A 22,882-nucleotide genomic window follows, 5' to 3' on the forward strand; every position below is an offset into this window, starting at 1 on the left:
AACGGCTAAAAGAGGGTTGCGTTCGCGGCCCCGTCCGCCGGATCGGCTACAACGCCGACGTGTACAGCAACAGCCCGACGGAGATGATCACGACGAGCAGGATCCACCCGATCATGATGGCCCCCATCTGGCGGTGCGTGAGGTTCTGGCCCTCAAGGAACTCGGAGATGCCCATGTCCCGACCAATTCGCCGAGGGTATTTAACTGTAATTAAGCGCTAAGTTCCCTTCCTCAAGGAGCAACGCAGGAAGCGACGCGACCGAGTAGCGCAGTAGGGAGGGGATACAGCGTCCCCAGAAATCAGAGATTTCTGGTGTGCGAACGAGACGCTGCGCGTCTCGTCAACGCCGCACGGTTCTCATACACCCGCGACACTCGGCCCACAGGACCACCCCTATCTTTATGTCTATCCAAAGTATATACACAGATGATGGATAGATTTGAAATCGAAGGCGAGGAAGTCCTCAATGGAACGGCAAAACCGTCGGGAAATAGCGCCCACGTCATCGTCCCGAAACGCTGGCGCGGGGCCGACGTGAAAGTTGTCCGCGTCTCCGACTCAGACGAATAGGCCATCCGTCTTTAGTTAATACTATCAGTAATACTCGGTAGCCGTGGTTTTCGCCCAAATACGGCCTAGCCACACCAGCTACGGCAATAGAAGGGCGTTTGTGATGGTTACTTATCGCTCGATCTCGCCAGTACTGGTGTCTCATCTGTATCTTCTCCCGCCTCTAATACTGACAAGCATACTTTTGAGAATTGTATCACTCTCAAGCTTAACTAAAGACGAATGACGAATAGGCTATGCAATACAACTACAAGTATCGACTCGACCCGCCGGAACCCGTCGCCGAGACGCTTCTGTCCCACATCGATACTTGTAGGCAACTCTACAACCACGTCCTCTACCTGCTCAACGAGGAAGATGACATTCCCGCCCGCTACGAGGTGCAGGGGCAGCTCCCCGACCTCAAATCGTGGTGGGGCGACCTCGGGGACGTTCACTCGAAAGTTCTCCAAATGGTCGTCAAGCGCGTCTACGACAATCTCTCCACGCTCAAAGCACAGAAGGAGAACGGACGCGCCGTGGGAATGCTCAAGTGGAAACCCCCTCGGGAGTATCGGTCGCTCACCTACAACCAGTCCGGCTTCAAACTCAAGAATACGAGTGGTCGGCCCGTATTGTGGTTGAGCAAAATCGGTGAGGTTCCGATTCACCTCCACCGCGACATTCCTGAGAACGCGACCATCAAACAGGTCACGGTCAAACGAGAACCGACGGGTGAATGGTACGCCACGTTTGGCATCGACGTGGAGGAAGCCACGCCTGAAAAACCAGAAACGCCCGAGAAGGTCGTTGGTATCGACGTAGGGATTCTCAAGTACGCCCATGACACCGATGGGTACGCCATCGAAAGCCCCGACTTCAGCGACGAGCGCGAACGGCTCGAACGCGCCCAACGCGACCTCTCACGCAAGGAACACGGCTCTGCGAATTGGAAGAGACAGCGCCGAGTTGTGGCCGAACGACACGCCGATCTCAAGCGAAAGCGACGCGACTTCCTTCACAAGTTGTCGAACCACTACGCGAGAGAATACGACCTTGTGGCGGTCGAGGACTTGGATGCGAAGGGACTGGTGGAACTCCCCGGTAACTCACGGAATCGAGCAGGTGCGGCGTGGGGGACGTTCCTGCGGATGCTCGAATACAAGTGCGAGCGTGAAGGAACGCACTTCGTCGCCGTGAATCCGCGCGGTACGACGAAGGAGTGCGCGTCGTGTGGTGTCAAGACAGACAAGCCGCTGTGGGTGCGCGAACACTCGTGTCCCTCGTGTGGGTTCGAGGCAGACAGGGATGCAAATGCGGCGTGGAATATCCTTTCTCGCGGCCTCGAAGACGTAGGAGTGGTTCACTCCGAATCAACGCCTGTGGAGACTAAGCTCCCTGTAGACACCGTTGTGTCTGCAAAGCGCGTCGTGGAAACAGGAAGCCCCACTCTCAAAGAGCGAACGGCGTCAGCCGTGAGCGAATAGGGTAGGGCAGTTCACTCGCTTTCAACGGAACGAGACCGACTGCTCGACGGCGACGAGGGGCGTCTCGCGGTCGCTTATCAGTTACCCGTCTCGATCGGCGTTCGGTGGGCGCCTGGGCAGGTCGTCCACGGCCGGCCCGGAGAGGACCTCGCCCTCGTGGGTGAACCGCGAGCCGTGACAGGGGCAGTCCCAGGTGCGCTCGGCGTCGTTCCAGCGGAGCACGCACTTCATGTGCGGACAGACCGCCGAGACGCCGTGGACGCGGCCGTCCCCGTCGCGATAGACCCCGTAGGGCCGGCCGCCCTCGCGGATCACCGTCGCCTCGCCGACCGAGGGGAGGTCGGCGGACGAGCGCAGCGCGTCCGCCCAGTCGCCCACGAAGTGACCCGCGGTGTCGGCGTTCTCCCGCACGAACCGCTTCGCGGAGGCCCGAGGCGCCACGCGGAGCGGATCGAAGACGTCGGCCCACGGGTGGGCGCCGGCGCGCACGAGCTCCGAGAGGATCAGCCCCGCCGCCGTCCCGCCGGTCATCCCCCACCCGCCGAACCCCGTGCCCACGTAGACGTTCTCCGTCGTCGGGCCGAGCGGGCCGACGAAGGGGACGCGGTCGACCGAGTAGTAGTCGTGCGTCGACCACCGGTACTCGACGGACTCCACGTCGAAGTGCTCCCGCGCGAACGACTCGCAGCGTCGATACCGCTCCGACGTCGGCGGGTCGTTCTCGCCGGTCTCGTGGCCCTGCCCGCCGACGAGCAGCAGGTCCTCGCCCTCGACCGGGTGCGAACGCAGCGTCCACGGCGGCGAGCCCGCGCCGTAGTACATCCCCCTCGGCGGCGTCCCGTCGATCCGGACCGCGAGCAGGTACGCCTGTTTCGGGTGCATCCGCGCGAAGTAGCCGTTCCGGTCGAAGAAGGGAAACTGGGTGGCGACGATCACGTCGTCGGCGACGACCGCGCCCCGGGAGGTCTCCACCTCGCACGGGGAGCCGGGGTCGACGTCGCGGGCCCGCGTCTCCTCGAGGACGTAACTCCCGTCGCCGCGGACCTCCTCGGCGATCGCCAGCAGGTACGACCGGGGATGGAACTGCGCCTGATCGTCGAACCGGACCGCCCCCGGAACGTCGAACGGGAGCTCGGTCGCTTCGACGACCTCCGCCGGTAGCCCGAGCGCGGCCGCGGCCTCGGCCTCCGCCCGGACCGCGTCGAGGTCGCCGTCCTCCGCCGCGTAGGTGTAGGCGGGGCGACGCTCGAAGTCGCAGTCGATCCCCAACTCCCCGACCCGCGTCTCGACCTCGTCGATGGCCGCCTCGTTGGCGGCGGCGTACTGCCGGGCCTTCTCCCGCCCGAACGTCGACAGCAGGTCGTCGTAGATCAGCCCGTGCTGAGAGGTGACCTTGGCCGTCGTGTACCCCGTCGCGCCCGTGACGATCCGGTCGGCCTCGATGACGGCCACCGTCTGCCCGGCCTCGACCAGCTGGAGCGCCGCGGTCAGGCCGGTGATCCCGCCGCCGACGACGGCCGTATCGACCTCCAGTCCGCCCTCGAGGGGGTCGTAGTCCGTCGCCTCCGTCGTCGCCAGCCACAGCGACTCCGGCGGCCGTGCTCCGCGTTCACTCATGGCGGTTCCTTCGGCGCTGGCCCCGAAAGCTACCGAGTGGTTATACCGCGTTACGGAACCCGATACGGGACGCCGTTCCGTGGGAGAGCGCCGTCGTCTCGTCCGACCGACCGCGTCGCTGTCGGGCGTATAAGGCGAGGTTTCGGGTCCGGACCGGTACGTGACGCGAATCCGCGCGGAGGTGTCGCGACCGGGTTCGAGCCGTCGCCGCTCGACTCGCGTCGAGACCTCCGAGCCGCAGGCGCTCCGATATCGCGGACCGGCGCCGCGCGGCGAAGTCCGACAGGTCGCGGCCGGTGAGGTCGTTGAGATCGCGGACGCCCGTCTCCTCGCACCAGTCGAGCCAGACGCCCGCCCGGTGGACCGCGTTCTCGTGGGTCGCGTTCCGTCAGCGTGCCGCCCGGTGCGACAGGTCCGATCGACGCCGTCCTTCGCTCGGGATCTGGTCGCCCTCACGGCGTGACCGCCCCGCTGTGACGGTGTGGCCTCCCTCCTTGCGAGCGTGGGCGTCGACGACGTGATGGACGAGCACACGGACCCGGAAACGAAGCAGTTCGCCTAGTCCTTTCTCGGAGGAAGTTTCAAGTTCGCTCGTATACGACGTATACACAATGAGCACCCGAAACGTTCGGCTCGACGAGGACGTTTACGAGCGCATCAAGAGCGAGAAGCGACCGGGTGAGACGTTCTCCGAGACCGTTGAACGGCTGATCGGCGGGTCGTCCCTGCTCGATCTGGCCGGCATCCTGAGCGACGAGGAGGCCGACGAGTTCCGGCGCGCTATCGAGGAGTCGGACGAGGCCGGCACGCGTGAGGTTGACGAGTTGGTCGACCGGTTCGACGGTGTCGATGATACTTGATTCGTCATTTCTCATCGATCTGATGAACGGCGACGAGGCGGCGGTTGAGGCCGCACGCGGCATCGAGCGCAGCAACGTTCCCCAGAAAGTTCCGACACAGGTCGTTTACGAGCTATACGTCGGCGTCGGCTACTCGGAGAACGCCTTTCGAGAAGTCGAGAACATCCGAGCCGTCCTGCGATCGCGCCCCGTCATCGACTTCACTGAAGGCGTTGCGAAACACGCCGGACGGATCGACGGGCAGCTCCGGCGCGAGGGCAGTCGAGCCGGACAGGGCGACGTCAAAATCGCGGCGACGGCGATACGGCACGACGAGCCGATCATCACCGGGAACCCGAAGGACTTCAACCGGATCCCAGACGTAGAGGTGCGCGAGTACTGAGACGCCGAGAGCGTCGCGTAAACGGCGCGCGCTTACGGTCGGCGTCGCCGTCGACCGGGCGCCGGCTCTTCTCACACCTCACCACCTCGCATTTCCTTCGCGGGACGGCGAGGGGATGATGCGGCCGCCTCTTTCACTCGGATCGCGGATCTTCTTCTTTCCGCTCTTCTTCTATCTAAAACCGGACTGACGGCTCCTCTTCTTGCCGTCTGGGTACCTTCGCGAGAACGTAGGACTGCTATGGACTCGCGGGGATTTGAACCCCGGGCCTCTTCCTTGCGAAGGAAGCGATCTGCCGCTGATCTACGAGCCCGCACCCGGAACCAATCGCCGTTCGTATTTGTACCTTACCTTTCGGCGACCCGCACGCGGGTGATTCTCTCACGCCGGCTCGACCTCTCAGGCACACCTGACTGCCGCCGTCATAGCTTGCGACGACGACCGCCGATACCGATGGGGTTAGGTACGAGGCCGCACGACTTTCAGTAACTTCGGGGGCGTCCTCGACGCTCCCCACTCCCAACCCGATTAACGTTTTTGGGACGCATCTCACATCCGTTACCCTTTTGCGTACGGGCGGCCCAGATCCGGACATGGCAGAAGCGACGTCGACGGCGGACCCCGACCCGGCCGCGATCGCGGCCCTGAAACACGTCGGGCTCGTCGGCGGCCTGACCGAGACGAAGGTGTCGTGTGCGGCCCTCGGCGACCGGCTCGACGCCTCGACGCAGACCGCCTCGCGGCGGCTCCAGACGCTCGAGTCCGCGGGGTACATCGAGCGCGACGTGGTCGGCGACGGCCAGTGGGTGCGCGTCACCGACGCGGGCGAGGCGGCCCTCCGCGCCGAGTACGCCGACTACCGCCGGCTGTTCGAGACCGACGTGGAGCTGGTGCTCCGCGGCGCGGTCACCGGCGGGATGGGCGAGGGGCGCCACTACATCACCCTGTCCGGCTACGCCGAGCAGTTCCGCGCGCGGCTTGGCTACGAGCCGTTCCCGGGCACGCTCAACGTCGACCTGACCGAGGAGAGCGTCCGCCGGCGCGGCGAGATGACCGGCATCGACGCGGTCCCGATCGACGCGTGGGAGGGCGAGGACCGCACCTACGGCGCGGCCTCGTGTTACGGCGTCACCCTCGTCGCGGGCGACGAGCGCTACGAGGAGGTCCACGCGATCGTCCCGGACCGGACCCACCACGACGACGACCAGCTCGAGCTGATCGCCCCCGAGCGGCTCCGCGACGCGCTCGACCTCGACGACGGCGACGCGGTCGAGGTCCGGGTGGCCGCCACGAGCCGGGCCGACGCGCCCGAGGACGACGCGGCGGCGGAGACGACGGAGGTCGCCTGATGCGCGCCGACACCGACGTCGACGCCGAGGCGGTCCCCGATTCCGACGCCGACTCCGTCCGGCGCGCCCTCGACGCGTTTCGCGCGGGCGACCCGGTCTGCGTCCACGACTTCGCGGACCGCGAGGGCGAGACGGACATCGTCTACCCGGCCGGCGCCGTCGACGAGGCGGCGGTCGCGCACATGCGCAACGACGCGGGCGGGCTGATCTGCGTGGCCGTGAGCGACGCCGTCGGCGACGCGTTCGGGCTCCCGTTCCTCGCGGACGCGCTCGACCACCCCGCGGTCGACGACGACCCCGAGTACGACGACCGCTCCTCCTTCTCCCTCCCCGTGAACCACCGCGAGACGTTCACCGGGATCACCGACGAGGACCGCGCGCTGACGATCGTCGAGCTCGGGAACGCGGCCGCGGCGGCCGACGCCGACCCGGGGAACTACGGTCCCGACGACTTCGCCGCGGAGTTCCGTGCGCCCGGCCACGTCCACGTGCTCCGGGGCGCTCGCGACGGGCTTCGCGGGCGGACGGGCCACACGGAGCTCGGGCTCGCGATGGCGGCGGCGGTCGACGCCGCCCCCGCCGCCGTGGTCTGTGAAATGCTCGACGACGAGACCGGCGCCGCGTTGGCGCCCGCGGACGCCGAGGCGTACGCCCGCCGGCGCGGAATCCCCTACGTGGAGGGCGCGGCGCTCGTCGAGGCGCTCGCGTAGCCGCCGGCGAGCGCGCGGCTTCGGAGCGGCATTTTAAATACTGCCGAGTTCGCACAGTTCGATCCTCGATCAGTTCGGACCTCGATCGGCCCGCACCGATGGCTCTGCGGGAGTGATCTGCAGGAGAAACGAAGGGGGTGATCGGCGACCGATCTACGCCGCGCGGCGTTCCTTCGCCTTGGGGCGAAGCTTCGTGTAACCGCACTTGCGGCAGCGGTTCGCGTCCGGGGAGTTGCGGGCGTTACAGCGCATGCAGATGTGTCGGTCGAGGTTGCGGCGTTCCGCGGCGTCGAAACTGGCCATACCGCTACTGTCGGGCCGACGCTGTAAAAGGTTGCGAGACGCGGCGGGCCGGGTCGGTCGTCGTCGAGGGTCGCAGCCGCCCCGAGTGCCCGCGGTATGTTGCCGTTACGCGCCGGCTTCGGAGAGCGCAGCCTCGATGTCCTCGCGCTGGGTGACGCCGACGAACCGGTCGACGACGCCGTCGTCGTTCTCGATGATGAGGGTCGGCAGCGATCGCACCTGGTACTGGTTGGCGACGTCCTGCTCCTCGTCGACGTTCACCTTCTGCAGCTCGAAGGCGTCGCCGAGGTCCTCCTGGATCTCCTCCAGAATCGGGTCCTGCGTCTTACACGGGCCGCACCAGTCAGCGTGAAAATCCAGCAGTCGAACAGTCATTATCCGGCGTAATCTACCGCCGGGCGGCGCATAAGGGTTTCCCACTTGTGCACGCGGCGACGCGAACCGTGGCGGTCGATCCGAACTTGCCGCTCCGGACTCGCCGCTCCGGGGATCCGCGGCGTCGACGTCGAACGAAACGTTTAGAACGCCGCGAAGCGCATCGTCGGGTATGAGCAGTGGTTCCAACTCCGGCGGGCTGATGTCCAGCGCGGGGCTCGTCCGCTACTTCGACACGCAGGACCGGAACGCGATCGCGATGGATCCCAAGACCGTCCTCGCGTTCTGCGTCCTCTTCGGCGTGTTCGTCCAGATCCTCTCGCTGACGGTCGCGTAGGTCGGCCGACCCGAGTTCCGGTTCCTCTCGCCGCTCCATCGCCGTCGTCAGCGCCCCGCTTCGCCCGCACCGTAGCGCGCCCTTTTTGCCCGTCCCCCACCCACCGATCCCTATGCAAGCAGGCGTCATCGCCGTCCAGGGGGACGTTGCCGAACACGCCGCCGCCGTCGAGAGCGCCGCGGCCGCCCACGGCGAGCCCGCAGACGTGGTCGAGGTCCGGGACGCGGGGATCGTCCCCGACTGCGACGTGCTCCTCATGCCGGGCGGGGAGTCGACGACCATCTCGCGGCTGATCCGCCGGGAGGGAATCGACGAGGAGATCCGCGACCACGTCGCGAGCGGGAAGCCAGTGCTGGCCACCTGCGCGGGGCTCATCGTGTGCTCACGGGACGCGAAGGACGACCGGGTCGACGCGCTCGGCGTCGTCGACGTCTCCGTCGACCGCAACGCGTTCGGCAGGCAGAAGGACTCCTTCGAGGCGAAGATACCCGTGACGGGGCTCGACGACCCGTTCCACGCCGTTTTCATCCGCGCACCGCTCATCGACGAGGTGGGCGCAGGCGTCGAGACGCTCGCGACCGTCGAGGGTCACCCGGTCGCGGTCCGGGACGGCCCCGTCGTCGCCACCGCGTTCCACCCGGAGCTCACCGACGATCCGCGGCTCCACGACCTCGCCTTCTTCCCCGAGCGGGAGGTGGTCGCGTGAGCGACCCGGACGCGGGCGGTGACGGAAACGGCGAAGTGTCGGAAGATCGGGAAGTCCCCTCCGAGGCCGTCCTCGACGAGCTGTTCGCCACCATCGAGTCGCGGAAGGCGGAACTCCCGGAAGACTCGTACACCGCCTCGCTGTTCACCCACGAGAAGGGCGAGAACGCCGTCTTAGAGAAGATCGGCGAGGAGTCAACGGAGGCGATCCTCGCGGCGAAGGACGACGACCTCGACGAGCTCACCTACGAGAGCGCCGACCTCGTCTACCATCTGCTGGTGCTGTTCGCGATGAAGGACCTCGACCTCGACGACCTGCGCGAGGAGCTTCGGGAGCGTTTTTAAACACCGCAGGCTGTCGACACGACGCGACTCGGATCTGTCAGTTCGGCCGAAAATTCACTCCGGTCGATCGAGTTCGCCACGGCGCTCTCTGTGCATGATCTCGCCGACGAATATTCGGAGCTTCGACGCGAGTTCGGCCTCCGTCTCGTACGTTTCGACGCGCACGTCCCACCGAACGCTCGCCGAGCGGATCATCGCGCTCGTGACGTTGTCCTCGTGGACGAAGATCAGCCGGTCGCCGTGTGTCTCGGAGAGCGCTTCGAGGATGCTTCCGGCCTCCTCTCCGACACCGAAATTGTGTCCGAGAAACGGCAGTGCGAACGCCGTCGCGTTGCTGTGTCGAGCGAACTCGATGCTCTGTGTCGCCGCGTCGACGGTGTCGATATCCACGTCGACATCGAGGGCGAGAAACGCGTTGACTCCGGGGCGGACCCGAAGTTCTCCCTGCAAACGGCGGAGGAGAGCCTGTGCCGCATCGACCTCGTCTTTGCTTCGAAACAGACGACGCAGCGGTCCGGGGAGGTCAGCCGTGTCGATCTCGCGCCGTTCCCGTTCGTCAAGGAAGTAATTGAGATTGAACGATTTATAAGGTCCCATCAGATAAAACAGAAACTTGTCGTGCCGGACGCGACCCAACCGATCGACGATCAGATCGCGGGTTATCTCAACGCTCATGCAAACGATTTGTGCAGTATAATATATAAAAAGGCGAGTTTTTGAGAAATCTCGGCTTGAGAAAGACTAAGCTGAATGGGAACGAATCGCTCGATAAGATGTCGACGAACGATACGCGAACCGTCGGTGGAGAGTTCCCCGAGGACCCGTCTGATCTCCTGCCGGAGGAGAGCGTCCTCAGCCTCGACGAGTACCTCGCGATGCACGCCGCCGTGGGGCACCGAACCCGTTACGAGATCCTTTACCGTCTCGTCCACGGGGGAGAGATGAGCCCCAAGGAACTGGAAGCGGCGATCGACATCGACGACAGCACGCTCCATTACCACCTCAACAAGCTTGTTGACGTCGGACTCGTCGAGAAGCGTCAGCGAACCGATCGAGGTCAAGACGGGCTGTACGCGTACTACCGGGCGACCGTGTTCGGTGAGGTGACGCTCACCGACGGAATCGACGAGCTGATCCGCGGAGAGCGCGAGTTCGGTGAGATGTACGACGGGTCCGAGGAATACTGATCGGCGGTCTCTCCTGCGGACTGACGCGCTACCGCTCCCGTTCGAGTTCCCGATTGATATCGTCGAGCTCCCGGTCGATGTCGTCGCGCTCCCCGGTCTCCAGCTCGCTCGCGATCCGCCGCTCGAACTCCGCCTCGCTGATCTGTCCCTCGACGTACTGCCGGCGGAGCCGGTCTCGCCGGCTCTCCGAAGCGTCAGCGGCGGACGCGGTCGATGTCGAGGACGACCGCGACCCACCGAGGGAGTCGCTCGCGAAGTAGCCGGCGTCGTCGCCGCCGAACAGCCACGCACCGGCCCTATAGAGGGCGTAGACGATGCCGGCGAACACGGCGAGCGAGACGATCCCGGAGAGGATCGCCCACATGAGACTCAGGAACCACCAAACCACGGAGACGACGACGCTGACGCCGATGAAGACCGCGACCGCGATCGCGCCGTAGGAGAGGGCTTTCTTACCGTCCATACCGGGGAGTCGCGCGTCCGGCCGCAAATACCTTCGGCCGCGGTCCCGATCGGCGACTGTGTTCGTTCTCCGTCAGAAGACTTATTCGCCGGTGTGGTTGTTACACTGAGAAATGGTTCTGGAACCGCGCACACGACCGAGCCGCGTCCGCGTGCGGCCCCGCGGAGGGCCGGCGTGACTGAGAGATCCGACCGCCGAACCGTCGACCGGCGGACCGTCCTCGGCGCGCTCGCGGGGGCCGGGAGCGCCGCGGTCGCGGGCTGTTCCGGCTCCGGGTCCGACTCGATGCCGAGCGACGCCGAGACGGGCGGCCTCGATCCGGACACGCTCGACGAGCTCGTGGCCCGGTTCGCGCCGACGCTGTACTTCGATTCCGCGGAGCCGTGGTTCCCCACCGACCCGCGGCCGTACACCGTCGAGGAGGACGGCGAGACGGTCGTCGACGGGTTCAAGGCGTTCGACGGCTACCACGAGCGGTACGACGAGGCGGGCGAGCCGCCGAACCCGACCGTCTTCTACAACGGGGTCCGGTACGAGGACTCCCCGCTCGCGGTCGTCCAGTTCTGGCTGTACTCCGCGTTCGACCAGTTCACCGCCAACTTCCACTGGCACGACTGGGAGGTGCTCCACGTCTTCGTCGACCTCGACACCGGCGACCCGCAGCTGTACGTCGCCAGCTCGCACTCCCGCAGCGTGCCGAACAACGAGTTTCTCGACCCGGATCCCGACGCCGTCCCGCGGATCCTCTCCGAGCTCGGCTCGCACTCCAGCACGCTCTCGGTCAACGAGAACCTCGACCGGTTCCAGCGCGTCGGCGAGGAGGGACTGCTCGCGGACATCACGAATAAGACGATCGACACGGTCGAGGACCTCCTCGGGGTCCCGATCGCCTACGGGCTCCCCCGCGACGAGGGAGCGCGGCTCCCGTTCGTCGTCCCCGAGTACGAGGGCGCGCCGATCTACGACCACCCGGACCTTCCTTCGGTCACTCCCGAGTCGCTGGTCGACGGCGCGCTCACGGTCCGGTCGCTCGACGCGCTGCGCTCGCCGCCGACCGACCTCCCGCTCCGGGAGACGGGGATCGCCTTCCGGCACCGCGACCGAGACGACGACGAGGCGGTCGCGGACGAGACCGCCGAGGCAGTGATCGGGTACGAGCTCGTCGAGACCGCCGAGCTGGAGGACATCTCGGCGTTCACCGGTCCCCAGCTGAGCTTCGAGTTCGCGGTTCCGGAGGCGGTCGAGGACGCCGTCGCCGGCCACATCACGACCACGGGCGTCCCGTGGGAGCAGCCGCGCTACGAGAACCCCGCGCTCGACGTGACCGCCGGCAACCACCGGTCGGAGCTCGCCGCGCGGTACGACGCCATCGCCGACGAGGAGTCGTTCGGCGACGCCGCGACGGCCGAACTCGACGGGGTCGTCGCCCGCGTCACCCGGGCGACCGAGAGCGACGACGCCCCCGACGGCGAGGGGCTGACGACCACCGAGGCGGTCACCGAGTCGTTCGTCCTGATCGAGAGCGACCCGGAAGCGGTCCCGACGTTCGCCGGCGGGGTCGCGGTCGCGAACGGGATCCCCGAGGGCGACCACCGGCTCACGGTCAACGGCGCGGGGCAGGCGCCGCACAGCGAGGAGCTGACGGTCTCCGGAGACGAGCCCGTGACGACCGCGGGCGTCGACGGCGAGATCCCCCTCGTCGCCCGCGAGAACGCGACGAAGGTGGAGCTGTCGGACGCCGAGAGCGACGTCGACGTGGCCCGTACGGCGATCGAGGACGACTTCGCCGGCCGGATCTACGACTCGGCGGTCGACGGGAGCGACGCCGTGTACGTCCACGCGGGCGGCGCGTACACGACCGAGGTGCGCGACGCCGACGACGAGGTGGGCGCGTACCGGGTGAATCCGGACTCGGGATCCCCCGACACGGAAGAACCGATCCGGATCGACCGCCCGGAGACCGGCGCGGCGTCGCTCGCCGGCTTCGTCGCCGACGTGGCCGAGGAGACCCGGGCGGAGGTCGCGGCCGCGGCGGCCGAGGGCGGCGGCGACGGGGGAGGCGGCGATGATGACGGCGATAGCGATGACGGCGATAGCGATGACGACGATGACGACGGAAGCTCCGGTGGCTCCGAGGGCGGCCCGTCGAACGCGGTGAACGGCCTCGAACGCGCCCTCGCCGCCGCGGTCGATCAGGCGGAGCGGGCCGAGGAGCGCGCCCGCGAGGGTGACGGCGAGGGGACCGAGCGCCAACTGGAGAACGTGCTCGGTCGGATCGCCCGGATCCGGGAGCGGCTCGAGGCGGCGCGAGACGGGCTCCCGCCCGGCCTCGCGAACGCGACCGACAGGCGGGTCGAACAGGCGACGCGGCGGGTCGAGCAGGCGCGGAACGCGGGGAAGCTGTAAGGCGCGCGACCGCTTTTCCCCGGTCCGATCACCGCCTACGGGAGGGTGTGCCACGCCGCACCAGTGGATGGAAAGCTATACGACGCCGACCCGACCACGAGTATATAAGCAGATGTCTCAGGAGGGCTACGACCACACCGCGGTCGAGAAACGGTGGCAGGAGGCGTGGGACGACGCCTCCGTGTATCGCACGCCGGACGAGGTGGACGATCCCACCTACGTGCTGGGGATGTACCCGTACCCGTCCGGGAAGCTCCACATGGGCCACGTCCGCAACTACACGATCACGGACGCGTACGCCCGGTACCGCCGAATGTGCGGCGACGACGTGCTCCACCCGATGGGGTGGGACGCGTTCGGGCTTCCGGCCGAGAACGCCGCCAAGGAGCGCGACACGAACCCCCGTGACTGGACCTTCGACTGCATCGACACGATGCGGGGACAGATGAAGTCGATGGGGTTCGGCTACGACTGGGACCGCGAGATCACCACCTGTACCCCCGAGTACTACCGGTGGAACCAGTGGCTGTTCCGGCGGTTCCACGAGGCGGGGCTCATCGAGCGCCGCGACGCCGAGGTGAACTGGTGTCCCTCCTGCGAGACCGTCCTCGCCGACGAGCAGGTGGAGGGCGACGACGAGCTGTGTTGGCGCTGTGATACCCCCGTCGAGACTCGGGATCTGGACCAATGGTTCCTGTCGATTACGGAGTACGCCGACGAGCTGATCGACGCGATCGACGGGCTGGAGGGATGGCCCGACTCCGTGCGCCAGATGCAGCGCAACTGGATCGGCCGCCAGCACGGTAGCGAGGTCGAGTTTGCCGTCGAGGGGCACGGTTCCGTCACGGCGTTCACGACGCGGATCGACACGATCCACGGCGCGACGTTCTTCGCGCTCGCGCCGGATCACCCGATCAGCGAGGAGCTGGCCGCCGAAAACGAGGACGTGCGCCGGTTCGTCGAGGAGGAGGCCGACCCCGAGGGCGACGAGCCGAACGGCGTCGCGACCGGGCTCACCGCCACCAACCCGGCCACGGGCGAGGAGATCCCGGTCTTCGTCGCCGACTTCGTCCTCTCGGACGTGGGGACGGGCGCGCTGATGGCGGTGCCCGGCCACGACGAGCGCGACCACGCGTTCGCCGAGAAGATGGGCGTCGAGATCAAACCGGTGATCGCCCCGGAGCCCGACGACTGGGACGGCGAGACGGTCCCGGACGCGCCCGACGTGAGCGAGGCGGCGTTCACCGACGACGGCGTCGTGATCGACTCCGGCGAGTACAGCGGCCTCGCCAGCGAGACGGCCCGCGAGCGACTGACCGAGGACATCGAGAGCGCCGAGGCGACCACCCAGTACCGCCTGCGCGACTGGGGGATCTCCCGCCAGCGCTACTGGGGGACCCCGATCCCGGTCGTCCACTGCGACGACTGCGGCTCGGTGCTGGTGCCCGAGGCGGACCTGCCGGTCGAGCTGCCGGAGTTCATCAACACGACCGGGAACCCGCTTGACGCCGCCGAGGAGTGGAAGCAGACGACCTGTCCGGAGTGCGGCGGGCCGGCCACCCGCGAGACGGACACGATGGACACGTTCGTCGACTCCTCGTGGTACTTCCTGCGCTACGTCTCGCCGGGACTGGACGACGCGCCCTTCGATCTGGACCGCGCGAACGACTGGATGCCGGTCGACCAGTACGTCGGCGGCATCGAGCACGCCGTGATGCACCTGCTGTACTCGCGGTTCGTCACCAAGGTGCTGGCCGACGAGGAGGGACTGGAGCACCGCGAGCCGTTCACGAACCTGCTGGCGCAGGGGATGGTCCAGCTGGAGGGCGAGAAGATGTCGAAGTCGGTGGGGAACACCGTCTCCCCGCAGCGCATCGTCGAGGAGTACGGCGCCGACACGGCCCGGCTGTTCATGATGCAGGCGGCCCAGCCCGAGCGCGACTTCGACTGGTCCGAGGAGGGCGTCAGGTCGACGCACCGGTTCCTGGCCCGGCTGACCGATCTCGTCGAGGAGCACAAGCGGCAGTTCATGTTCTGGGACAAGGACGACACGGACGACCGCGACGCGCCCGACCGCGACGAAATCGACGACTACGTCGCCGACGAGATCGACGCCGCCGTCGCCATCGCGGGCGGGGAGTACGACGACCTCACCTTCAACGTCGCGCTGCGCGAGGCGCAGGACCTCGTGGGAACGCTCCGGAGCTACCGGGGCCACGCCGAGCCGCACCCGGAGACCTACGAGCGCGGGCTGGACGTCGCCGTCCGCCTCCTCGCGCCGGTCGTCCCGCACCTCGCCGAGGAGCTGTGGGCGACGCTGGACCGCGACGGGTTCGTCGTCGAGGCGGACTGGCCGACCGCGACGGTCGACCGCGAGACGGTCGAGCGCCGCCGCCGACTGGTCGAGAACACCCGCGAGGACGTGCGCGACATCGTCGAGGTCGCCGGCATCGAGGACCCCGAGCGGATCGACGTGGTCGTCGCGCCGGACTGGAAGTTCGACGCGCTGGAAATCGCGATCGACAGCGACGCCGACAACCTCATTTCGGAGCTGATGGGGGAGAGCCACATCCGGGAGCGGGGCGACGACGCGGCCTCGTACGGGCAGGACCTGCAGGCCAACCGCGAGGCGCTGCAGGAGACGCTGTCGGGCGACGAGGAGTACGACGCGCTGCGCGCGGCCTCGTGGCTGATCGAGCGCGAGTTCGACGCCCCGGTCCGCGTCGAGCGCGCCGCGGACGCCGACGATTCGGTGGTTCGGAAGGCCGAGCCGGGACGGCCCGCGATCGACATCGTCGAGTAGCGGCTCTCGGCTGGTCTTTTAAGTGTATCACCCGACCCCGGAAGCGATTAGTCGGCGGCGGCGTCCGATCGCGTATGGACGACCCCTACGCTCCCGCCCGCGACGCCCTCGACGGGGAGGGACTCGCGGGTGAGGAGGCGGATTCCGACCCCCCGATCCTCGCCGCCCGCCTCGACGACGCCGACCCGCTTTCCGGGTTCGCAGACCGGTATCACGTGCCGGACGGCGTTCTCTACATGGACGGCAACTCGCTCGGCCCCGCCAGCGATGCGGCCCTCGCGAGCCTCGACCGCGTCGTCGACGAGTGGCGGGACATGTTGATCTCGGGGTGGACCGACGCCGACCCGCCGTGGTTCGAGGTCGGCGAGCGGCTCGGCGACGCGCTCGCGCCACTCGTTGGCGCCGACCCCTCGGAGGTCGTCGTCGGCAACTCGATCACCGTCAACGTCCACACGCTGATCGGCACCTTCCTCGACGAGCTACTGGCGGGGAACGGCCCGGAGCGCGAGGGGATCGCGGCCGCGGACGGGACGTGGGCGCCGGGGGGAGACCCCGACGTCGACCCCGCGGTCCTCGTCAACGAACTCGACTTCCCCTCCGACCACTACGCGATCCGCGCGCAGCTCCGGCAGCGCGGGATCGACCCCGAGGAGAAGCTCCGGGCGGTCGAGAGTCGAGACGGGCGGACGATCGATCCCCGAGACGTCGAGGCCGCGCTGGCGGCGCACGACGACGTCGGGATCGTTTTCATGCCGACCGCGCTGTACCGCTCCGGCCAGCTGTTCGACGTGGCGCGGATCGCCGAGGCAGCCCACGAGGCGGGGGCGTTCGCGGGGTTCGACGCGGCCCACTCCGCGGGGGCGGTGCCCCACGAGTTCGACGAGGCCGGCGTCGACTTCGCGGTGTGGTGCACCTACAAGTACCTCAACGCCGGTCCCGGATCCGTCGGCGCGCTGTACGTCGCGGAGCGGCACCACGGGCTCACGCCCGCGCTGGCGGGGTGGTGGGGCCACGAGAAGGCGACCCAGTTCGAGATGCACATGGAGTACACCCCGGCCGACTCGGCGGGCGCGTGGCAGATCGGAACCCCGCCGCTGCTCGCGGCCGCGCCCCTGGAGGGGTCGGTCGAACTCCTTCGGGAGGCCGGGATCGACCGCCTCCGAGAGAAATCGCTCGCGCTCACGGACTTCCTGATCGCCCTCGTCGACGACCGACTCCCGGAGGTCTCGGTCGGGACCCCGCGCGAGCACGCGGCTCGCGGCGGTCACGTCGCCCTCGAACACGCCGACGCGGAGCGACTGAGCGCGGCGCTCACCGACCGCGGCGTGGTCGTCGACTTCCGGCCGCCGAACGTGGTCCGCGTGTGTCCGGCCGCGCCGTACACATCCTTCGCCGACGCCCTCGAAGTCGTCGACGAGATCGAGGCGATCCTCGACAGCGGCGCGCACGAAAAGTACACGGTGAGCGAGGGCGGCGTGACGTAGCGACGCGAGCGACTGCTTATAAGGGATGTGCGGTGGCGCGTGCCTCCGAGTGGCCGCCCGAGGGCGGCCGCGAGGAGCACGCGCGAGGGACGCGGTGAGCGCTCGCAGAGCGCGAACCGCGAGGCTGGGGAGGTGTGAGGTGCGGTGCTGAGCGGGTGGGTGGGGCTCAAAGGGGCAGTCGCCGGCGGCGAAGCCGCCGGCTTCCAGAGGCGCGAAGCGCCTCGCTGTCACCGGCGCTACGCGCCGGTTTCAAGCGAGAGCTTCGCTCTCGCCCTGCCGCGAGGGCGAAGGCGGCCGTAGCAAGCACCGCAGCGAGCCACGCGAGCAAGGAGCGCAGCAAGGCCCCCGAGTCCTCGCGACTGGGGCTTTGGAGATGTTCACCGCCGATCTGCCGACAACAACCACTTATAAGCGAGCGACTGGCACTTTGGAGGGAGTCACTGTCGATCGACCCTTTGCGTTCCGAAAGACATCATCGACCGCACTACCACCCACTTATAAACAAACCTCGTACAGCGACGGGCTTAATCGCCCGAGCCCCCAACGTCCGACGATCAGATAATGGCGGAACCGTCGGGCATGGACGCGTTCGCGCACCTCGGGAACGAACTCCGCGAGGCGCTCTCCGAGCAGGGGTTCTCGACGCCTACCGAGCCCCAACGCGAGGCGATCCCGCCGCTCGCCGAGGGGAAGAACGCGCTCGTGCTCGCCCCGACGGGCACCGGGAAGACGGAGACCGCGATGCTTCCCGTCTTCGACGCCATCGTCGACGCCCGGAGTTCGCCCGGCGACCCGCCGCGATACGGAATCTCTGCCCTCTACATCACCCCGCTCCGCGCGCTCAACCGCGACATGATGGACCGGCTGGAGTGGTGGGGCGACCGGCTCGACGTCGAGGTCGCGGTGCGCCACGGCGACACCACGCAGTACGAGCGGAGCAAGCAGGCCGACGACCCCCCGGACGTGCTGATCACGACGCCGGAGAGCCTGCAGGCCATCCTGACCGGCTCGAAGATGCGGGTCGCGCTCGAAGACGTCGCGCACGTCGTCGTCGACGAGGTCCACGAACTCGCCTCGGCGAAGCGCGGCGCGCAGCTCACGATCGGGCTCGAACGCCTCCGTCGGGTGGCCGGGCCCTTCCAGCGGATCGGGCTCTCCGCGACCGTGGGGACTCCCGAAGAGGTCGGGAAGTTCCTCGTCGGGTCGGGGAAACGCGACCCGAATCGCGAGGGCGACCGCGAGTTCGAGATCGTCGAGGTCGCGGCCGGGACCCGGACCCACGTGCGGGTGCTCGACCCCGAGATCACGGACCGGGACGCGACCCTCGCCGGGGAGCTCGCGGTCGACGAGACGACCGCGAGCCACGTCCGGACGATCCGGGAGATCGCCGCCGACCACGAGTCGACCCTGATCTTCGTCAACACGCGACAGACGGCGGAGGCGCTCGGTTCGCGGTTCAAGACGCTCGCGGAGCGGGAGGAGAAGGACGGGGAGATTACGGACCCCACCGAGATCGAGGTCCACCACGGCTCGCTCTCGAAGGACGTGCGGATCGACGTGGAGGACCGGTTCAAGGCGGGCGATCTCGACGGGCTCGTCTGCACCTCCTCGATGGAGCTCGGGATCGACGTGGGGCGCGTCGACCACGTGGTCCAGTACGGGAGCCCGCGCGAGGTCGCCCGCCTGCTCCAGCGCGTCGGGCGCGCGGGCCACCGCCGCGACCTCGTGTCGGAGGGGACCGTCGTGACGCAGGGCGGCGACGACACGCTCGAAGCGATGGCGATCGCCCGGCGCGCCGGCGCCGGGCTCGTGGAACCGGCCGCGATCCACCACGGCAGCCTCGACACCGTCGCCAACCAGATCGTCGGGATCGTGATGGACGAGGGCGAGGTCCACGCCCGCGAGGCGTACGAGATCGTCACGAGCGCCTACCCGTTCGCGGACCTCTCCGAGCCCACGTTCCAGGAGATCGTCCGCGAACTCGACGGCAACCGCCTGCTGTGGCTCGACGAGGCGTCGGACACCCTCGAAAAGTCGGGCGGCACGTGGCAGTACTTTTACGCGAACCTCTCGATGATCCCCGACGAGTCCACCTACGAGGTGTACGACATGTCCTCGCGGCGGGGTATCGGGACCTTAGACGAGCGGTTCGTCGTCAACTTCGCCGGCCCGGGCGAGACGTTCATCCAGCGCGGTGAGATGTGGCGCATCACCGAGGTCGACGAGGAGGAGGAGCAAGTGAACGTCACGCCGATCGCCGACCCCGCGGGCGAGGTGCCCTCGTGGATCGGCCAGGAGATTCCGGTCCCGAAGCCCGTGGCAGAGGAAGTGGGGAGACTTCGGGGCGAGGTCGCCGAGGCGCTCGAAGCGGGCGCCACGCCCGAGGCCGTCGCGGGCGATCTGGCGGGCCGGTACCCCGCCGACGAGGCGACGATCGCGACCGCGCTGCAGCCGGTCGTCGACCACGTCGACGCCGGCCACCCGGTCCCCACGGACCGCCGGATCGCGATCGAGGGGAGCGCGCGCACCGTCGCGGTCAACGCCGCCTTCGGCCACGAGGTCAACGAGACGCTCGCGCGCCTGCTCGCGGCGCTCGTGGGTCAGCGCGCGGGCTCGTCGATCGGGATGGACGTGGACCCGTACCGGATCGAGTTCGAGGTCCCGCACGACGTCGGCCCCGGCACCTTCCGCGAGGTGCTGGAGACGACCGACCCGGATCGCTTAGAGGCGTACCTCGAACTCGCCCTGAAAAACTCCGACGCGCTCAAGTTCACGCTCGCGCAGGTCGCCGCGAAGTTCGGCTCGGTCAAGCGCTACCGCGAGGGACGGGGGCGGTTCGGCGGCGACCGCCTGCTCGCAGCGCTGGAGGGGACGCCCGTCTACGACGAGGCGCTCCGCGAGGTGTTCCACGCCGACCTCGCGGTCGCGGAGACCGCGGCGGTGCTGGAAGCCGTGCGGGACGGATCGATCGAGACCGCGATCGCCCGCGAGCGCACGCCGCTGGGGACCGCCGGGCGGTCGTCCGGGACCGAGTTCCTCGTCCCCGAGAACGCCGACGCCGACGTGATCGAGACGATCCGCGAGCGCATCCGGAACGACCGCGTGATCCTCCTCTGTCTCCACTGCGCCGACTGGAAGCGTACGACGAAGGTCCGGCGCGTCCCCGACCAGCCGGAGTGCCCCGAGTGCGGCTCGACGCGGGTCGCCGCGCTGAACCCCTGGGACGAGGAGACGGTCGCGGCGGTCCGGGCGACCGAGAAGGACGAGGAGCAGGAGCGGCGGACGGAACGGGCGCACCGGGCGGCGAGCCTCGTCCAGACCCACGGGAAGCGCGCGGTGATCGCGCTGGCGGCGCGGGGCGTCGGCCCGCACAACGCCGCGCGGATCATCAACAAGCTGCGCGAGGACGAAGACGAGTTCTACCGCGACGTGCTCCGACAGGAGCGCGAGTACGCGCGGACGCAGTCGTTCTGGGACTAGATCGGTACTTGGATCGAGTTGGCGGTTCGGTTGGTCGTTTATAAACCGTTGTCGTCGACGTCACGGTGAACATCTCCAAAGCCCCAGCCGCTCGGCCGTACGTGATCGATGACTCTGCGGTGAACACTGCCAAAGCCCTAGCCGCTCGGCCGTACGTGATCGATGACTCTGCGGTGAACATCTCCAAAGCCCCAGCCGCGAGGACTCGCGCGGCTCGTTGCGCTCCTCAGTCGCTCACTTCGTTCGCTCCCTGCGGTGCTTACGTCGCCGAGCTTCGCCCTCGCGGCTGCCCCTTTGAGTCCCACCCGACCGCGACCGCACCGCACAGCCTCACGCCTCCCCAACCTCGCCGCTCGCTTCGCTCGCGGCGTCCCTCGCGCGTGCTCCTCACGGCTGCCGAGGGCAGCCGCTCGGAGGCACGCGCCACCGCACATTCTTATAAATAGCTACAGAAGCCAGCTATTCGATTCGCCCGCTACTCGTCCGGGTATTTCGGCTCGCGGCGCTCGGCGCGCTCGGTCGCGCGCTCGATGACCTCCCGGACCGTGTCGGGACCGTCGCTCGCGCGGTACGCGTCGCCGTGACCGGGATACATCGCCTCAACGGTGTCCGGGAGCACGTTGAGAATCGTGTGCAGGCTCTCGATCAGCGCCTCGCGCGACTGGCCCGCCATGTCGGTGCGGCCGAACGAGCCGTCGTCGAACGCGCCGTCGTTGTAGACGACCACGTCGCCGGAGTAGAGCCGTTCCTCGCCCACGAGTGCGACGTGGTCGTCGGCGTGACCGGGCGTCTCGACGACCTCGCAGGGCTCGTCGCCGACGAGGATCTCGTCGCCGTCGACGACGGCGACGTCGCGTCGCGGGTGGGCGGCGTTGGCGTAGAGCGTCGCGTCGAAGCGGTCGAGCACCGCGTCGAGCTCGCCCACGTGGTCGTGGTGCTGGTGGGTCAACACGACCCGGTCGAGCCCGTCGACGCCCGCCTCGTCGAGCGCGTCGGCGATCACGTCGTCGACGCCCGGCATCGTCCCGGCGTCGACGAGGGTCGTCGCCTCGCCGGGCACGAGGTACGCGTTGCAGGTGAACTCCTCCGCGTCCGCGGTGACGGTGATCGGCTCCATACGCGCACGAAGGGCGTCGAACGGGTAAAAGCGTGCAGTCCCGCAGAGACGTGTCGTCGGATCTCCCCTCTCCCCACCCCCTAGCGCCCGGGGATTTATCAGTCGCGGCGTGTTAGCTTCACTCACATATGGGCTTCGGAAGCTACGACGAATCCGAACAGGAGAACCAGGACCTGGACGCGGATTTCGACGACGAGGACGGAGTCCGAGCCGCGGAGGAAGTACACGAGGGGTCCGTCGACTACGAGCCCGGCGCGTCGAACGACGAGCTCCTCGACCGGCTGCAGGAGATCAAGTCCGAGGAGACGTAATCGGGTGACGGCGCCGAGTCGGACGCTCGGTATCGCGTTCTCAGACGGCGAACGAATCGGTCGCTTAGCCGGCGCTGTCGTCAGGGACGACGGCACCCTCGACGGGCTCGGGTTCGCGGCGTGTACGGTCGGGGGGACCGACGCGACCGACGCCGCGATCGCGCTCTTCGACCGGCTCGGCCGCGAGGACGTGCGCCACGTCGCCGTCGCGGGGGTCGCGCCCGCGTGGTTCAACGTCCTCGATCTGCCGCGAGTTCACGACGCCCTCGACCGCCCGGTGTACGCCGTGAGCTACGAGGCGAGCCCCGGGCTCGAACCGGCGCTCCGCGAGGCGTTCGACGGCGAGGCGCTCGCGCGGCGGCTCGACACCTATCGATCGCTCCCGCCCCGGATTCGGGTGGAACGGGGCGAGTCGGGGAGAGTCGCGGGCGACTCTCCCGAACCCCTGTTCGTCCGCGCGGTCGGGATCGACGCCGACGAGGCCGCCGCCGCGGTCCGCGGGCTGGTGCGCGAGGGGTTCCGCCGCCCGGAGCCGCTCCGGGTCGCCGCGATCGCGGCGAGCGCCCATCGGGAGGCGCTGACGGAGGAGTAGCCGGGGCCCCGGCCGAGGC

General features: G+C 68.2%; 23 protein-coding genes and 1 tRNA gene. 16 read left to right on the top strand and 8 right to left on the bottom strand.

The features are described from left to right. Positions 1-46: 46 nt before the first annotated feature. Positions 47-175: a hypothetical protein gene (locus tag EDM04_RS18935; protein WP_277424139.1), complete on the bottom strand. Its 129-nt coding sequence runs from the start codon at positions 173-175 to the stop codon at positions 47-49. A 252-nt stretch (positions 176-427) separates the two neighbouring features. On the opposite strand from EDM04_RS18935, the gene EDM04_RS03490 reads away from it, so the two are divergent. Both EDM04_RS03490 and EDM04_RS03495 read left to right on the top strand, forming a co-directional pair. Continuing rightward, positions 428-571 carry a DUF2080 family transposase-associated protein gene (locus EDM04_RS03490; RefSeq protein WP_123619773.1) on the top strand — a complete coding sequence of 48 codons (144 nt, stop codon included), beginning with the start codon at positions 428-430 and terminating at the stop codon, positions 569-571. A gap of 236 nt (positions 572-807) precedes the next feature. Further along, positions 808-2,037, top strand: coding sequence for an RNA-guided endonuclease TnpB family protein (locus EDM04_RS03495; RefSeq protein WP_123619774.1), 1,230 nt, complete (start codon positions 808-810; stop codon positions 2,035-2,037). Positions 2,038-2,118: 81 nt separating this feature from the next. Here the strand turns inward: EDM04_RS03495 and EDM04_RS03500 are convergent, their stop codons facing one another. Beyond that, complete coding sequence (locus EDM04_RS03500; protein ID WP_123619775.1) at positions 2,119-3,654, bottom strand: FAD-dependent oxidoreductase; 1,536 nt, start codon at positions 3,652-3,654, stop codon at positions 2,119-2,121. A gap of 611 nt (positions 3,655-4,265) precedes the next feature. On the opposite strand from EDM04_RS03500, the gene EDM04_RS03505 reads away from it, so the two are divergent. Next, complete coding sequence (locus tag EDM04_RS03505; RefSeq protein ID WP_123619776.1) at positions 4,266-4,514, top strand: antitoxin VapB family protein; 249 nt, start codon at positions 4,266-4,268, stop codon at positions 4,512-4,514. Next, positions 4,504-4,896: a type II toxin-antitoxin system VapC family toxin gene (locus EDM04_RS03510; RefSeq protein ID WP_123619777.1), complete on the top strand. Its 393-nt coding sequence runs from the start codon at positions 4,504-4,506 to the stop codon at positions 4,894-4,896. Before EDM04_RS03505 ends, EDM04_RS03510 begins: the two co-directional genes overlap by 11 nt. 241 nt (positions 4,897-5,137) lie before the next feature. Here the strand turns inward: EDM04_RS03510 and EDM04_RS03515 are convergent. Next, a tRNA-Ala gene (locus tag EDM04_RS03515) sits at positions 5,138-5,209 on the bottom strand. Positions 5,210-5,489: 280 nt separating this feature from the next. On the opposite strand from EDM04_RS03515, the gene EDM04_RS03520 reads away from it, so the two are divergent. Next, a complete protein-coding gene (locus EDM04_RS03520; protein ID WP_123619778.1) occupies positions 5,490-6,245 on the top strand; it encodes a DUF120 domain-containing protein in 756 nt (251 codons plus the stop codon). Continuing rightward, a complete protein-coding gene (ribB, locus tag EDM04_RS03525) occupies positions 6,245-6,955 on the top strand; it encodes a 3,4-dihydroxy-2-butanone-4-phosphate synthase (protein ID WP_123619779.1) in 711 nt (236 codons plus the stop codon). The genes EDM04_RS03520 and ribB overlap by 1 nt, the downstream gene beginning before the upstream one ends. Before the next feature lie 153 nt (positions 6,956-7,108). Here ribB and EDM04_RS03530 read toward each other — a convergent pair whose 3' ends face one another. Then, on the bottom strand, positions 7,109-7,258 hold the full coding sequence (locus EDM04_RS03530; protein ID WP_095635394.1) for a 50S ribosomal protein L40e: 150 nt from the start codon (positions 7,256-7,258) through the stop codon (positions 7,109-7,111). Positions 7,259-7,363: 105 nt separating this feature from the next. Further along, the gene (locus tag EDM04_RS03535; protein WP_008002506.1) at positions 7,364-7,633 is read right to left on the bottom strand and encodes a co-chaperone YbbN; all 270 of its coding nucleotides are present in this window, start codon (positions 7,631-7,633) and stop codon (positions 7,364-7,366) included. A gap of 172 nt (positions 7,634-7,805) precedes the next feature. On the opposite strand from EDM04_RS03535, the gene EDM04_RS03540 reads away from it, so the two are divergent. The 3 genes from EDM04_RS03540 (at position 7,806) to hisE (ending at position 9,020) form a co-directional block, all read left to right on the top strand. Further along, positions 7,806-7,970 (top strand): preprotein translocase subunit Sec61beta, encoded by a 165-nt coding sequence (locus EDM04_RS03540; RefSeq protein WP_123619780.1) that lies wholly within the window; start codon positions 7,806-7,808, stop codon positions 7,968-7,970. A gap of 112 nt (positions 7,971-8,082) precedes the next feature. Continuing rightward, a complete protein-coding gene (pdxT, locus tag EDM04_RS03545) occupies positions 8,083-8,676 on the top strand; it encodes a pyridoxal 5'-phosphate synthase glutaminase subunit PdxT (RefSeq protein ID WP_123619781.1) in 594 nt (197 codons plus the stop codon). Then, complete coding sequence (gene hisE / locus EDM04_RS03550; protein WP_123619782.1) at positions 8,673-9,020, top strand: phosphoribosyl-ATP diphosphatase; 348 nt, start codon at positions 8,673-8,675, stop codon at positions 9,018-9,020. Before pdxT ends, hisE begins: the two co-directional genes overlap by 4 nt. Positions 9,021-9,074: 54 nt before the next feature. Here the strand turns inward: hisE and EDM04_RS03555 are convergent, their stop codons facing one another. Then, entirely contained in the window at positions 9,075-9,695 is a 621-nt protein-coding gene (locus EDM04_RS03555) for a hypothetical protein (protein WP_123619783.1), read from the bottom strand. A gap of 98 nt (positions 9,696-9,793) precedes the next feature. Here EDM04_RS03555 and EDM04_RS03560 point away from each other — a divergent pair, with 98 nt between their 5' ends. Then, a complete protein-coding gene (locus EDM04_RS03560; protein WP_123619784.1) occupies positions 9,794-10,207 on the top strand; it encodes a transcriptional regulator in 414 nt (137 codons plus the stop codon). A 28-nt stretch (positions 10,208-10,235) separates the two neighbouring features. On the opposite strand, the gene EDM04_RS03565 is transcribed toward EDM04_RS03560, so the two are convergent. After that, positions 10,236-10,670, bottom strand: a complete 435-nt coding sequence (locus tag EDM04_RS03565; RefSeq protein ID WP_123619785.1) for a hypothetical protein — start codon at positions 10,668-10,670, stop codon at positions 10,236-10,238. Between the two features lie 174 nt (positions 10,671-10,844). Between EDM04_RS03565 and EDM04_RS03570 the strand changes: the two genes are divergently transcribed. The 4 genes from EDM04_RS03570 (at position 10,845) to EDM04_RS03585 (ending at position 20,843) form a co-directional block, all read left to right on the top strand. Then, positions 10,845-13,076 (top strand): hypothetical protein, encoded by a 2,232-nt coding sequence (locus EDM04_RS03570; protein WP_123619786.1) that lies wholly within the window; start codon positions 10,845-10,847, stop codon positions 13,074-13,076. A 112-nt stretch (positions 13,077-13,188) separates the two neighbouring features. Further along, positions 13,189-15,879, top strand: coding sequence for a leucine--tRNA ligase (gene leuS / locus EDM04_RS03575; protein WP_123619787.1), 2,691 nt, complete (start codon positions 13,189-13,191; stop codon positions 15,877-15,879). Positions 15,880-15,953: 74 nt separating this feature from the next. Further along, a complete protein-coding gene (gene kynU / locus EDM04_RS03580) occupies positions 15,954-17,363 on the top strand; it encodes a kynureninase (RefSeq protein ID WP_123619788.1) in 1,410 nt (469 codons plus the stop codon). Positions 17,364-17,924: 561 nt separating this feature from the next. Next, a complete protein-coding gene (locus tag EDM04_RS03585) occupies positions 17,925-20,843 on the top strand; it encodes a DEAD/DEAH box helicase (protein ID WP_206424417.1) in 2,919 nt (972 codons plus the stop codon). A 475-nt stretch (positions 20,844-21,318) separates the two neighbouring features. Here EDM04_RS03585 and EDM04_RS03595 read toward each other — a convergent pair whose 3' ends face one another. Continuing rightward, positions 21,319-21,960 (bottom strand): MBL fold metallo-hydrolase, encoded by a 642-nt coding sequence (locus EDM04_RS03595; protein WP_123619790.1) that lies wholly within the window; start codon positions 21,958-21,960, stop codon positions 21,319-21,321. Between the two features lie 128 nt (positions 21,961-22,088). Here EDM04_RS03595 and EDM04_RS03600 point away from each other — a divergent pair, with 128 nt between their 5' ends. Together EDM04_RS03600 and EDM04_RS03605 are read left to right on the top strand one after the other, a co-directional pair. After that, positions 22,089-22,271, top strand: coding sequence for a DUF5786 family protein (locus EDM04_RS03600; RefSeq protein ID WP_123619791.1), 183 nt, complete (start codon positions 22,089-22,091; stop codon positions 22,269-22,271). 4 nt (positions 22,272-22,275) lie between these two features. Beyond that, positions 22,276-22,863: a DUF99 family protein gene (locus EDM04_RS03605; protein WP_123619792.1), complete on the top strand. Its 588-nt coding sequence runs from the start codon at positions 22,276-22,278 to the stop codon at positions 22,861-22,863. Positions 22,864-22,882: the final 19 nt, after the last annotated feature.

Source organism: Halorubrum sp. CSM-61 (assembly GCF_003781945.1).
Taxonomy (GTDB): domain Archaea; phylum Halobacteriota; class Halobacteria; order Halobacteriales; family Haloferacaceae; genus Halorubrum.